The following is a 13,189-nucleotide window of genomic DNA, read 5'->3' as shown; positions in this document are numbered from 1 at the left end:
CCCCCTTTGTTCTTTCCATGCCCGCCGCGGGCCGCTATCGTGCCGGCATCGACCCGGGGCCTTGGGCATGGACAGCACCGACACCGCCGACCGCGACACGTTTCGACGCAAGATCATCCATGTCGATATGGATGCCTTCTATGCCTCGGTCGAACAGCGCGACGATCCGGCGTTGCGCGGGCGGCCTGTCGCGGTGGGGGGCGCCGGGCCCAGGGGCGTCGTCGCCGCCGCCAGCTACGAGGCTCGGGCCTTTGGCGTGCGCTCGGCCATGCCGTCGGTCACGGCGCGGCGCAAATGTGCCGACCTGGTCTTCGTGCCGCCCCGGTTCGAGGTCTATCGCGCGGTCTCGCGGCAGATCCACGACATCTTTGCCGAACACACCGATCTGATCGAGCCGCTGTCGCTGGACGAGGCCTATCTCGACGTGACCGAGAACAAGCAGGGCGTGGCCTCGGCGACCGAACTGGCGCAGGTGATCCGCGCGCGAATCAAGGCGGTGACGGGGCTCAACGCCTCGGCCGGGGTGAGCTATTGCAAATTTCTGGCCAAGCTGGCGTCGGACCTGAACAAGCCGAATGGCCAGGCGGTCATCACCCCGCGACAGGGGGCCGATTTCATCGCCGCGCTGCCGGTCGCGCGGTTTCACGGTGTCGGCCCCGCGACCGCCGCCCGGATGGAGCGTCTGGGCCTGCGCACAGGGGCCGATCTGCGCGCCCAGACCCCCGCGTTCCTGACCGCGCATTTCGGCAAGGCAGGGGGCTGGTATCACCGCATCGCACGCGGCATCGACACCCGCCCCGTGCAGCCGCACCGCGAGCGCAAGTCGCTGGGATCCGAGGATACGTTTCTGGAAGATATCCACGACCTTGCGCGCGCCCGCGCCGAGGTTTCGACGCTGGTGACCAAGGTCTGGGCCCTGGCCGCGCGCAAGACGCTGCGCGCGCGCACCGTGGTGCTGAAGGTGAAATATGCGGATTTCCGGCAGATCACCCGCAGCCGCACCCTCTCCGTGCCATTGGGCGCCGAGGCCGAATTCCAGACGCTGGCGCAGGCGCTGCTCGATCCGTTGTTTCCCACGCCGCAGGGGATCCGCCTGCTGGGGGTGACCCTGTCCAGCCTGTCCGGCGACGAGGGCGAGCCCCCGACTGGCGCGCGCCAGCTATCCCTGTGGTAGCCGATCCGCGAGCGCGGCCAGAAAGGCCGCGACGGCGGGCGACGGCGGGGCATCGCCAAGGCGGGTCGCGCCCATGGCGACGGCGGCATCCGGCAGATCGAACGCGACCGCGCGCAGATCGGGGCGCAACCGATCCAGACGATCGCGCGAATAGGACAGCAGCGCCAGCGAATCGCTGTCCACAATCATCTGTTCGGCATCGGAAAAGGACCAGATTTCATAGCTTTGCGCCGGGGGAACCGCGCCCATCCGGCGAAACACCGTGTCAAAGTAGCGCCGCAACGGCGTGCCGTGCGGCGCCACGACCCAACGTTGCCGGGCCAGCGTCTCGATCGTCACGGGGGCGGCGTGGATCGGGTGGTCACGCCGGGCGATCAAGGTGTAGCGTTCGGTTCCCAGGCGGGTCTCGACAAAGCCGGGGACCGGCGCCGGTTGGCGCAGCAGGCCCAGGATCAGGTCGATCTCGCGACGGCGCAGGGCCTCGGTCAGGGCGGTGTAATTGCCCGGGACGCCCAGAAGGCGCAGATTCGGGTGCGCGCGGGTGAGCGTGCCAAAGGCCGCCATCACCGCCGGTTGTGCCGAAAACGGCATCATGCCGACCGCGACCCGGCCAGACAACCCGCGCGCGGCGTCCGCCAGAAGGGCGGGCAGGGCGCGCAGTTCGGCCTCGATCCGGGCCCACAGTGCGGCCAGCGCCAGCGCCGCGGGCAAGGCGTCCAGCCCGGCGCTGCGCCGGACGAACAGCGGCACCGGAACAAAGCCCGCCAGATCGCGCAGCGCCTGGCTGACCGCGGGCTGGCGCATCCCCAGCGAACGCGCCGCCGCCGTGGCGCTGCCGCATGTGACCACCGCCGTCAGCACCCGCAGGTGGCGCCAGCGGACATAGGCGGTCAGGCGCGGGTGGCGCGCGCCCAGGTCCTCGCGCTCGACCCGCTCGATGTCGGTGAGAATGCGCTGGCACTGGCCGACGACGATGTCCCCCTGCGCGGTCGGCTCGGCGCCGGTCCAGCCGCGCTGGAACAGCGTCGCGCCCAGGCGCGCCTCGCTCTCGGACAGGGCGCGCGACAAGGCCGACGGGCTGACGCCCAGCGCCTCGGCGGCGGCGGACAGGCGGCGATGGTCGGCCAGGGCGCGGATGGCGCGGGTTTCGCGGGCGGTCAGCGGCATGGCGCAATATAAGCAAAACGCACGGTGCTATTCAATCTTGGCATATGACAGGCGCGATCGGCTCTGCCAGCCTGTCCCCAAGCCTGGAGGAGAGATCATGACCGCCCAATCCCTGTCCGACCGCATCCGCGCCCACGGCACCGCCGCCCGGATGTTGCAAAATGCCGCCAGTGGCGCCTACGCCTTTCCCATTCCCGCCGCCTATACGAACTGGATCGAGGAAGCGCGCGCCTGGCGCCACGGCGCGGTGCTGCTGAACCAGTCCTATCACATGACCGACCTTTATGTGCGCGGCCCGCAGGTCAAGGCGCTGCTCGAACGGGTCGGTGTCAACAGCTTCGCCACCTGGGGGCGCAACAAGGCCAAGCAACTGGTTTGCTGCAACCCCGACGGATACGTCATCGGCGACGTGATCTGCTTCGGCCTCGAGGATGACGAGGCGCTGCTGATCGGCCGGCCCCCGGTCTGCAACTGGGTCGCCTATCAGGCCGAGATCTCGGGACTGGACGTCACGACCGAATTCGACATCCGCAGCCTGGAAAACCCCGACAAGCCGCGCAAGCTCTATCGCTACGAGGTGCAGGGCCCCCGCGCGCTGGAGATCCTGAACGCGGTGAACGAGGGCGGCCCCCTGACCACCAAATTCTTCAACATGGGCGAGATCACGGTCGCGGGCTGCAAGGCGCGCACGCTGTCGCACGGCATGGGGGGCGCGCAGGGGTTGGAACTGTGGGGACCCTATGAGCAGGGGCAACAGGTCTATGACCGCCTGATGGAGGTCGGCGCGCACTACGGAATGCTGCGTGCGGGCGCGCGCGCCTATGCCACGGCGGCGATGGAATCGGGCTGGATTCCCTCGCCCCTGCCGGCGATCTACTCGGGCGATGCGATGCAGGCTTACCGCGACTGGTTGCCCGCGACCAGTTTCGAGGCCACGACCTCGGTCGGCGGTTCGTTCGAACCCGAGGACGTGGCCGCCTATTACCTGACGCCCTGGGACCTGGATTATCAGCGCGTGGTCCGCTTCGACCACGCGTTCATCGGTCGCGAGGCACTGGAACGGATGGCGGACGGGCCGCACCGGGTGAAGGTGACGCTGGTCTGGGACAAGGCTGACGTGCTGAAGATCTTTGCCGGCATGATGGAGGACTTCCCCGCGCCCAAGGTGATGGAGATGCCGACCGGCAACTACACCGCGCATCCCTATGACCAGGTGCTGTTGAATGGCGAAATGGTGGGCCTGTCCACCTATCCCAGCTATTCCGCCAACGAACGTGCCTGGATTTCGCTGGCGATGGTGCGGGCCGATCTGGCCGCCCAGGGGACGAAACTGTCGATCCTGTGGGGCGAGGCGAACGGCGGGTCCGGCAAACCCCATGTCGAGCGGCACGTCCAGATCGAGATCGGCGCCGAGGTCCACCCCTGGCCGATCCACGAGGCCTCGCGGTTGGGCTACCGCGCACAGGGCTGATTTTCGGTGTGCAACGCGACGGAGGTCCGCTTCTGTCACGTTCAACCTTTCGGGAGGACGCAAACCCAGTCCCGGAGCCGATCATGCAGACCTTCATCAATCGCTACGCCACCCCGCTTGTCACGGGGCTGTTCCTCGTATCGCTCATCTCCGGTGTCGCGCTGTTCCTGCACTGGGGCAGCGGCTGGTTCCACGGGATGCACGAATGGCTCAGCATGGTGCTGATCGTGCCCTTCGTGCTGCACCTGTGGAAGAACTGGCGCCCGATGCTGTGCTATCTGAAGCGTGCGCCGCTGTGGATCGCGCTGGCCGCCTCGACCGCCGCCGCCGCGCTGTTTGTCGTGCCGGTCGGGTCGGGCGACGGCGCGACCGGCGGGCGCCCGCCGCAATTCGCCTTTGCCGAACGGATGATGGGCACCAGGCTGGACGCCGCCGCCGCCGCCCTGAACCTGCCGCTGGCGACGCTGCAAGGGCAACTCGCGGCCTCGGGTCTGGATGCCGGCACGGGCGAGACTACGCTGGCCCAGATCGCCACGCAGAACGGTGTCAGCACGGGTCAGGTCATGGCGACGGTGCTGGCCGCCGGGCGCTGATCCGCGCACCCCATCCCCGGCCGGCGCGGCGAATCGCGCGCCGGGGACCGCGAATCACCGCTGTTTCCAATCTCTCGACAATTCGGCGATTGCCCCGGATTCCGGACGGAACCGGAAACACCGGACGCGGGTGGCGGGGCGACCGGGGCGCCCGAGCCTTTGGTGAAGCCGGTCGAACAATCCCGGGGGCCGGCGCGGTCGTTTGCCTGTCGGGGCGGCGAAATGGCCGTTTCCGGGCGTCGAGTTGGCAAGAATGCGGCGAAAATGCGACGTGCACGGTTTCCGAACAGGAAACAGCATCAGCGCCGGCACGCACGAGATTCCGCCCTGAGCCCGGCTTTCGTTAACCGATCGTTGATTTTCTTTGGGATTCGCCGCCGATCAGATATAATCATCTGTGGCCTGAAAAGGCTGCCGGGCCATGGGGGTGGTCCGGAAGGGGTGCTGCCAAGGGTTTCTTGCGAAACGCCGATTGTGACCAGATCTTGGCAAACGCCTGGATCGTCCACTTGTGTTCAGCATTCCATCACTACGGCGGTCAGTCCGTCAAGACCGGCAAGGGCCGGTGCATGGTTCAAGAAGGCCGGTTTCAGGCCAAAAGGAGACAACGCGATGCCGCCGAGAGACGACAATCCGCAAATCCCCGACCCCCTTCTGTCGAACATCTTCGACGGGACAGCCGCCGGCGAAGTGATCCGCTCGGGCGATACCGATGCCGACGGCGACACGGTCGGTAACGACGGTTCGGCCATCGACGCGGGCGGTGGCAACGATACCGTCTATGCCGGCTACGGCGACGATACGGTGGGCGGCGGTGCCGGCGACGACTGGCTGTTCGGCGGCGACGGCAACGACCTGATGGGCGGTGGCGCCGACAACGACACGCTCTGGGGCGACCTGGGCGAGGACACGCTCTACGGCAACGACGGCGACGACAAGCTGATCGGCGGCGGCGGCAACGACCTGCTGATCGGCGGGCCGGGCAACGACCTGCTCATCGGCGACAACAACCCTGGCGACCACGGCGGCCTGTCGCCCGAAGACCAGCCCGAGGCCGCTTACGGCAACGACACGCTGATGCTCAGCTCGGGCAACGACACCGCCTGGGGCGGCTCGGGCGACGACATCTTCGAGATCTACGACGCGTTCGGCAACCACGAGATTGTCGGCGGCGAGACCGGCGAAGTGGGCGGTGACACGATCGACGGGTCCTATGTCACCTCGGATCTGAACGTGATTCTGACCGGCGACGAGATGGGCACCATCTCGGACGGGGCCGCGACCATCAACTTCGCGGAAATCGAGCGCACCGACCTCGGCTCGGGCGACGACACGGTGCAGGTTCTGACCTCGACCACGGGGACGGTGAACGGTTCGGACGGGTTCGACACGCTGGACCTGCCGGTGGGCGCGCCAGGCGATCCCGCGCCGGTGGTCACGGTGACCTCGGAAACGCCCTATACCGGCACCGGTTTCCCGGGTGCGACGACCAAGTCGGGCTATGTCGATTTCCCCGACGGCAGCCGGATGTATTTTGAGAATTTCGAGGAAATCCTGTGCTTTACGCCGGGAATGCGGATCGACACGATGCGCGGCCTCGTGGCGGTCGAGGACCTGCAACCGGGTGACCGGGTGCTGACCCGCGACAACGGCTACCAGCCGCTGGCCTGGACCGGACGGCGCGATCTCAGCGCGGCCGAGGTCGCCCGCTGCCCGGCGGTGGCGCCGGTGCGGATCGCCGCCGGGGCGCTGGGCCGCGGCCTGCCCGAGCGCGACCTCGTCGTCTCGCCGCGCCACCGGATGCTGATCACCGGCGCCCGCGCCGAGCTGATGTTCGGCGAGCGCGAGGTGCTGGTGGCGGCCGCCGATCTGCTGGGCCTGCCGGGCGTGCAGCAGGACGCGGTCGGGCCGGTCAGCTACATCCACGTGATGTGCGACTCGCACGAGATCATCCGCGCCGAGGGCGCCTGGAGCGAAAGCTTCCAGCCGGCCGAGGCGGTGCTGAACGCGCTGGACACGGCGACCCGCGAGGAGTTGCTGGGCCTGTTCCCGGCGCTGGGCACCGAGGCCGGCCGCCAGGGCTTTGCCGCGGCGCGCCCGGTGCTGTCGGGGGCCGAGGCGAAGGTGCTGTTCGCGGCCTGATCGCGTCCCGGTCGCCGCAACGAGGGGCCGTCCCGTCAGGGGCGGCCCCTGGCGTTGGCGCCGCGCGGTTCCGGGACCGCCCGCCCGTGGCGGCTGCGGGCCAAGGGGGTTTTCCACCCCCTTGGAACCCCCGAGGATATTTCCGGCACAAAGAAGGGGCGCGGCGCGGGGGCAGGGTTAACGCCGCGTTAACGGCCCCCTTCGTTCTGGAACGATCGCTCCGGGCGGGGGAGCCGCGCGGAAAAGAGGGGGCGCGACGCCCCCCCCCTCGGCCTGATCACGCGGTCGGAAGGACATAATCCTTGAAGTCCTCGCGCAGCTTGTTTTTCTGCATCTTGCCGGTCGCCCCCAGCGGAATCGCATCGACGAAGACGACGTCGTCCGGCAGCCACCATTTGGCGATCTTGCCGTCGAAATAGGCCAGAATGTCCTCTTTGCTGGTTTCGGCGCCGGGCTTTTTCATCACGATCAGCAGCGGGCGTTCGTCCCATTTGGGATGTTTTGCCGCGATGCAGGCCGCCATCGCCACCGCCGGGTGGCCCATGGCGATGTTTTCCAGGTCGATCGACGAGATCCATTCGCCGCCCGACTTGATCACGTCCTTGGTGCGATCGGTGATCTGCATGAAGCCGTCGGGGTCGATGGTCGATACGTCGCCCGTGGGGAACCAGCCCAGCCCGGCGGCGTCGAAGCGCAGCGTGTCCTCGCCGTGGCGATTGAAGTAGCTGTCCAGGATCCAGGGCCCGCGCACCAGCAGTTCGCCCGAGGTCTTGCCATCCCAGGGCAGTTCCACGCCATCCGCGTCGACGATCTTCATGTCGACGCCGAAGATCGCCCGCCCCTGTTTGGACTGAACGGTGAATTTCTCGGCGGCGGTCAGGTCCTCTTGCCCGCCCTTGAGGGTGCACACGGTGCCAAGCGGCGACATTTCCGTCATGCCCCAGGCGTGCAGCACCTGCACGTTGTGGCGGTCCTCGAACATCTTCAGCATCGCGGGCGGGCAGGCCGAACCGCCGATCACGGTGCGCTTCATGGTGCTGAAGGTGAGGCCGTTCGCCTCGGTATGGGCCAGCAGTCCCTGCCAGACGGTCGGAACCCCGGCCGAGACGGTGACGCCCTCGTTTTCGAACAGGTCGTGCAGCGACTTGCCGTCCATCGCCGGGCCCGGGAAGACCACCTTTGCGCCAACCATGCAGGCGGCGTAGGGCAGGCCCCAGGCGTTGACGTGGAACATCGGCACCACCGGCAGGATCGCGTCGCGCGAACTCAGGTTCAGCGCATCCGGCGCGATCGAGGCAAACGCGTGCAGCACGGTCGAGCGGTGCGCGTAGAGCACGCCCTTGGGGTTGCCCGTCGTGCCCGAGGTATAGCACAGCGACGACGCCTGGTTCTCGTCGAGCTGGGGCCAGGTGTAGCGGTCCGACGCGGCGTCGATCAGGTCCTCGTAGCAGAGCAGGTTCGGGATGCCGGTCTGGGCGGGCATCAGGTTGCGGTCACCCATCAGCACGAAGTGCTTGACCGTGGCATAGCGCGCGGCCGTGGCTTCGATCAGGGGCAGGAAGGTGGCATCGAAAAAGATCGCCTGGTCGCCCGCATTGTCGGCGATCCACAACAGTTGATCGGGGTGCAGACGCGGGTTCAGCGTGTGCAACACCATGCCGGCACCCGACGCGGCGTAATAGAGTTCCATGTGCCGGTAGCCGTTCCACGCCAGCGTGCCGACCCGCTGGGTCGCGGCGATCCCCAGCGTTTCGAGCGCATTTGCCATCTGCCGCGCGCGCCGGGCAAGGTCGCGATAGGTGTAGCGATGGAGGTCCCCTTCGACCCGGCGCGAGACGATCTCGCGGTTGCCGTGATGGCGTTCGGCGTGGGTCAGCAGGCTGCTGATCAGCAGCGGCTGGTTCATCATCTGGCCAAGCATGTCTGTCCTCCTCTGGATGGGTCTATGCCTAGCGCAACGGCGTGAGCGGTCAAGCGCGCCGGCATGCTGGTGCCGGGTCCGTGACCCTGCGTCACGACCGCGGGCGCTTGCATGACGTTGCGTTCCGCGCGACCAATTGCGTGACCGAGCGAGGAGGAGACACGACCATGCCCGATCCCAGGCCCATCCTCTGGGCGCCGACGCCCGAACGCGCCGCCGCGACCCGCATGGCCGCCTACATGCGCTGGCTCGAACAGGAGCGGGGCCTGGCGTTCGCCGATTACCAGGCGCTGTGGGCGTGGTCGGTGGCCGATCTCGAAGGGTTCTGGACCTCGATCATCGACTTTTTCGGGTTGCAGGTGCACGATCGGGACGTGGTGCTGGGGCGGCGTGCCATGCCGGGGGCGGACTGGTTTCCCGGGGCGCGCGTGAACCTGGCCGCGCAGGTCCTGTCCCACGCCGCGACGCGCCCCGACGACGAGGCGCTGGTGCTGGTCTCCGAGACCTTTGGCCGCCAGAGCCTGACCTGGGCGGCGCTGGCGGACCGGGTGGGGCAGGTTGCGGCCGGTCTCAGGGCGCTGGGGGTGGGGCCGGGGGACCGGGTGGTCGCCATCCTGCCCAACACGACCGAGGCGATGATCGCGTTCCTGGCGACCGTGAGCCTGGGCGCGATCTGGTCGCTGGCGGCGCCCGACATGGGCGATACGGCGGTTCTGGACCGGTTCCGGCAGATCGACCCCAAGGTGCTGATCGCGCAGGACAGCTATCTGCTGGCGGGAAAGCCCGTGGACAAGCGCGCGCAGATCGAGGGCATCGCGGCCGCATTGCCCGGGTTGCAGCACCGCGTCATGGTGCCCGGTCTGAACGGTCTGGCGCCGGGGTGGGCCCCATGGGACAGCCTGCGCGGCGCGGCGCGCGTCGCCCCCGTGGACGTGCCCTTCGATCAGCCTCTGTGGATCGTCTATTCCTCGGGCACGACGGGCAATCCGAAACCGATCGTGCATGGCCAGGGCGGCATCTTGCTGGAATGCGCGAAATGCGCCCTGCACATGGATCTGGACGCCCGGTCGCGCTATTGCTGGCTCACCTCGTCGGGCTGGATCATGTGGAACACGCAGTTCTTCGCCCTGATGAACGGCGCGGCTGTGGTGCTGTTCGACAGCGCGCCCGCGTATCCCGACCTGATGGCGCTGTGGCGCATGGCCGCGACCGAGCGCCTGACGCATCTGGGCGCGGGGGCGGCCTTTTTTCAGACCTGCCTGAAGGCCGGGATCGAGCCGCGCACGCTGGACCTGTCCGCGCTCAGGCATCTGGGCTCCACCGGTTCGCCGCTCAGCCCCGAGGGCTATGACTGGATCTATGCCTCGGTCAAGTCGGACCTGTGGCTTGCGCCCTTGTCCGGCGGCACCGATCTGGCCGGGGCCTTTGTCGGCGGCAATCCGATGCTGCCGGTGCGGGCCGGCGAGATGCAGTGCCGGTTCCTGGGCAACGCGGTGCGCGCCTACGATGAAGCCGGGGTCGAGGTCTTCGACACCGTGGGCGAGCTGGTCTGCACCGAGCCGCTGCCCGCGATGCCGCTTCGTTTCTGGAACGATCCCGGGAATGCCCGCTACATCGACAGCTATTTCGACACCTTCCCCGGGGTCTGGCGCCATGGCGACTGGATCGAGATCACCTCGGGCGGGGGCGCGGTGATCTACGGGCGTTCGGATGCGACGATCAACCGCCACGGTCTCAGGCTGGGCTCGTCCGAGATCTATCGCGCGGTCGAGGGGTTGGAGGCCGTCGCCGATTCGCTCGTCGTGGATTGCGAGTATCTGGGGCGCGACAGCTTCATGCCGCTGTTCGTGGTGCCCGCCGCCGGGGTCGTGCTGGACGACGCGCTGCGCGATGCGATCCGGCAGGCGATCCGCACCCAGGTCTCGCCGCGCTTCATGCCCGACGCGATCGTTGCCGCCCCCGAGATCCCGCGCACCCTGTCCGGCAAGAAGCTGGAGGTGCCGGTGAAGAAGCTGCTTCTGGGTGGCGATCCCGCGACGGTGGTGAACCGCGATTCCATGGCGAATCCGGGCTGTTTCGACTGGTATGTCCGCTGGTCCCGGGAACGGGCTTGAGCCCGCGCGCGGGGCTGCTATGACGGTTCGGGGGCCGCTTGCTGGAATGGTAGACAGACCGGACTTAAAATCCGTTGCCCTTTGGGGCGTGTGGGTTCGAGTCCCACAGCGGCTACCACCCCCGAAGGGATCGCGCGGGCCCTATCGGTCGCCGGGCAGGTCGCCGTCTCGGGCCCGCCTGAGCAGGAACAGCGCGTAGACGACGTTCGGCACGACCAGCAGCGCGGGCAAGATCAGCGTCGCGGGTTCGGTCGGGGGAAGCGGCGCGGTCAAGGGCCCCTCGGGTGTGTTCGCGGCCATGCCGAAGACGCCGATGTTCCACAGCATGTGATAGAGAACCGCCGGCCAGATCGACCCGCGCCGCAGCCGCAGGGCTATCAGCAGCAGCCCGGTGCCGGTCGCCGTCACCGCCTGCGTGCCCGAGGCCGCCCAGTCGCCGTGACGCAGCGCGTTCAGCAGATGCACCGCGCCGAACAACGCGGAACTCGTCCAGATCGCGGGCCAGACGCGAAGCCGCTGGCGCAACGCGGGATAGAGCAGGCCGCGAAACATCAGCTCCTCGGACAGCGCGACCAGCAGCATGACCAGCGCCATCGGCAACAGCACGGCCAGCGGCGGCGCGCCGCCCGCCGCCAGCATCGCCAGCGCGAACAGCGGCAGATAAAGCCACGGCAGCCACATCAGCCGGGCGGTGCCCGGGACGGCGCGCCCCAGCCCGATCCCGCGCCAGCCGAAAACGCCGATCGCCCCTAGCATCAGCACCAGCGCCAGCACCTGGGGAATGGGCGGTTGCCCCAGCGCCCCCAGCGGGCTTTGGGCGGCCAGGTCCACCGGCATGACCCCCAGCGCGGTCAGGGTCATCCACAAGACCAGCAACACCAGTGTCGCGCCCAAAGGGGGCGGCCGGCCGTCGTGGCGGCCAGAGGCGGCCCAGGGCGCGGGTGGTTTCGGCGGATCGGTCATGGCGGTCGCGTGTTCCCCCCCCCGGCGCAGGTGGACAGCCTGCGCCGCCTCGGTGCGGCCTGTCAAGAAACCGGCGGGTTGGGCGCGCGGGCGGGGGCGAGGGCGGGCGGCGGCGCGATCATCGCCATCACCTGATCCGTCAGCCCGTCCAGGTCCATCGGGCCGTCCGGGCGGAACCAGTAGCTGGTCCAGGCCAGCGCGCCGTGCAGAAGCTGGCGGGCCGCGGCCGGTTCGGCGTGGATCAGGCCCCGCGAGCGGGCCTCGGTCAGGACCTGGTGCCAGCGGGCGAAATAGGCGTCGCGCCCAGCCAGCAGCACCGCGCGGCGGTCCTCGGACAGGGCGCGCCATTCGTGGAACAGAACCGCCGTTGCGTCCGCCGCCGGTCCGTGGAGATAGGCCAGTTCGACATGCACAAGCGCGCGCAGGCGGTCACGCGGGCCCGCGGCGGTGGCCAGGGCTTGCCCCAGATCGCGCAGCATCGCGCCGATCACCCGTTCCATGACCTGAAAGAGCAAGTCTTCCTTGCTGCGGACGTGGTGGAACAGGCTGCCCGAGAGGATGCCGACCTCGGCGCCGATCGCGCGCACGGTGGTGGCGGCATACCCCTTGACGTGAAACAGCCGCGCGGCGCCGGCCAGCAGCCGGTCGCGGGCGTTGTCGGGATCGAACAGGGGCGTGCTCATGGCGGCACGCTAAGCGGTGACGCGGCGGAAAACAAGCAAGCACTTGCTTGGTTTCCCGGCCGGCGCTACGCTTTGCCCAAACTGGAGGACCGCATGTCGAAAGCCATCATCACCTGCGCGCTGACCGGCGTTCTGACCGACCCGCGCGAACACCCCGTGCCGGTGACGCCCGAGGAACTGGCGGCCTCGGCGCACGAGGCCTGGGACGCGGGCGCGGCCTGCATGCACGTGCATTTCCGCCAGCAGGGGGCGGGGCGCGGGCATTTGCCCAGTTGGGACCCCGCGCTGGCGGTCGAGATCGCCGAGGCCATCCGCGGCGCCTGTCCGGGCGTGATCCTGAACTTCACCACCGGCACCGTCGGACGCGATCAGTCGGGCCCCATCGCCTGCATCCGTGCCGGTCGGCCGGAAATCGCCGCTTGCAACGCCGGTTCGCTCAATTACCTGAAGACCCGCTCGGGCGGCGGCTGGGCCTGGCCGCCAATGCTGTTCGACAACCCGGTCGAGAAAGTGGCCGAGATCGTCGCGGCAATGAACGAGGTCGGCACCCGACCCGAGTTCGAGTGCTTCGACACCGGCATCGTGCGCTCGGTCGGCATGTTCGCCGAGGTCGGCATGGTGTCGCGTCCGCAGGTCAATCTGGTGATGGGGGTGGCGTCGGGGATGCCGGCCGACGTCGCGCTGCTGGATGTGCTGGTGCGCTACCTGCCCGCGGGCGCGACCTGGCAGGCCACGCTGATCGGCCGGACCGAGATCTGGCCGGTTCACGCGCGGGTCGCCGAACTGGGCGGCCATTTGCGCACCGGGGTCGAGGACACGTTCTACATGCCGGACGGCGCGCGCGCGCCCGGCAACGGGGCTCTGGTGGGGGCGCTGGCACGCATCGCGCACGAGGCGGGGCGCGGCGTGGCCTCGGCCGATGAGGCGCGGGCGATCTGGGGGCTGGCATGAGGGCGCTGAC

The 13,189-nt window shown here is 68.7% G+C and carries 10 protein-coding genes and 1 tRNA gene; 7 read left to right on the top strand and 4 right to left on the bottom strand.

Going from position 1 to position 13,189, the window contains the following annotated elements; translation table 11 throughout:
* Positions 1–67 precede the first annotated feature (67 nt).
* The gene (gene dinB / locus H6900_15830; protein MCC0074751.1) at positions 68–1,174 is read left to right on the top strand and encodes a DNA polymerase IV; all 1,107 of its coding nucleotides are present in this window, start codon (positions 68–70) and stop codon (positions 1,172–1,174) included.
* On the opposite strand, the gene H6900_15825 is transcribed toward dinB, so the two are convergent.
* Complete coding sequence (locus H6900_15825) at positions 1,160–2,341, bottom strand: LysR family transcriptional regulator (protein ID MCC0074750.1); 1,182 nt, start codon at positions 2,339–2,341, stop codon at positions 1,160–1,162. The two genes, dinB and H6900_15825, sit on opposite strands and share 15 nt — an antisense overlap.
* Before the next feature lie 151 nt (positions 2,342–2,492).
* Between H6900_15825 and H6900_15820 the strand changes: the two genes are divergently transcribed.
* The 3 genes from H6900_15820 to H6900_15810 all read left to right on the top strand — a co-directional run bounded on the left by H6900_15820 (position 2,493) and on the right by H6900_15810 (position 6,547).
* The gene (locus H6900_15820; GenBank protein ID MCC0074749.1) at positions 2,493–3,812 is read left to right on the top strand and encodes an aminomethyl transferase family protein; all 1,320 of its coding nucleotides are present in this window, start codon (positions 2,493–2,495) and stop codon (positions 3,810–3,812) included.
* Positions 3,813–3,895: 83 nt separating this feature from the next.
* Positions 3,896–4,405 carry a DUF4405 domain-containing protein gene (locus H6900_15815; GenBank protein ID MCC0074748.1) on the top strand — a complete coding sequence of 170 codons (510 nt, stop codon included), beginning with the start codon at positions 3,896–3,898 and terminating at the stop codon, positions 4,403–4,405.
* A 612-nt stretch (positions 4,406–5,017) separates the two neighbouring features.
* On the top strand, positions 5,018–6,547 hold the full coding sequence (locus H6900_15810; protein ID MCC0074747.1) for a Hint domain-containing protein: 1,530 nt from the start codon (positions 5,018–5,020) through the stop codon (positions 6,545–6,547).
* Positions 6,548–6,824: 277 nt separating this feature from the next.
* On the opposite strand, the gene H6900_15805 is transcribed toward H6900_15810, so the two are convergent.
* On the bottom strand, positions 6,825–8,468 hold the full coding sequence (locus tag H6900_15805) for a fatty-acid--CoA ligase (protein MCC0074746.1): 1,644 nt from the start codon (positions 8,466–8,468) through the stop codon (positions 6,825–6,827).
* Between the two features lie 167 nt (positions 8,469–8,635).
* On the opposite strand from H6900_15805, the gene H6900_15800 reads away from it, so the two are divergent.
* Entirely contained in the window at positions 8,636–10,582 is a 1,947-nt protein-coding gene (locus H6900_15800) for an acetoacetate--CoA ligase (GenBank protein ID MCC0074745.1), read from the top strand.
* Between the two features lie 32 nt (positions 10,583–10,614).
* A tRNA-Leu gene (locus tag H6900_15795) sits at positions 10,615–10,700 on the top strand.
* A 23-nt stretch (positions 10,701–10,723) separates the two neighbouring features.
* Here H6900_15795 and H6900_15790 read toward each other — a convergent pair.
* Positions 10,724–11,545 (bottom strand): CPBP family intramembrane metalloprotease, encoded by an 822-nt coding sequence (locus H6900_15790; protein ID MCC0074744.1) that lies wholly within the window; start codon positions 11,543–11,545, stop codon positions 10,724–10,726.
* A 62-nt stretch (positions 11,546–11,607) separates the two neighbouring features.
* Positions 11,608–12,228, bottom strand: a complete 621-nt coding sequence (locus H6900_15785; protein ID MCC0074743.1) for a TetR/AcrR family transcriptional regulator — start codon at positions 12,226–12,228, stop codon at positions 11,608–11,610.
* A 93-nt stretch (positions 12,229–12,321) separates the two neighbouring features.
* Between H6900_15785 and H6900_15780 the strand changes: the two genes are divergently transcribed.
* On the top strand, positions 12,322–13,179 hold the full coding sequence (locus tag H6900_15780) for a 3-keto-5-aminohexanoate cleavage protein (GenBank protein MCC0074742.1): 858 nt from the start codon (positions 12,322–12,324) through the stop codon (positions 13,177–13,179).
* The last annotated feature ends 10 nt before the right edge of the window (positions 13,180–13,189 follow it).

It is taken from the genome of Rhodobacter sp. (assembly GCA_020637515.1).
Classification (GTDB): domain Bacteria; phylum Pseudomonadota; class Alphaproteobacteria; order Rhodobacterales; family Rhodobacteraceae; genus Pararhodobacter.
The sequence above is the reverse complement of the archived record's forward strand: the minus strand, read 5'-3'. Positions and strand labels throughout refer to the sequence as shown.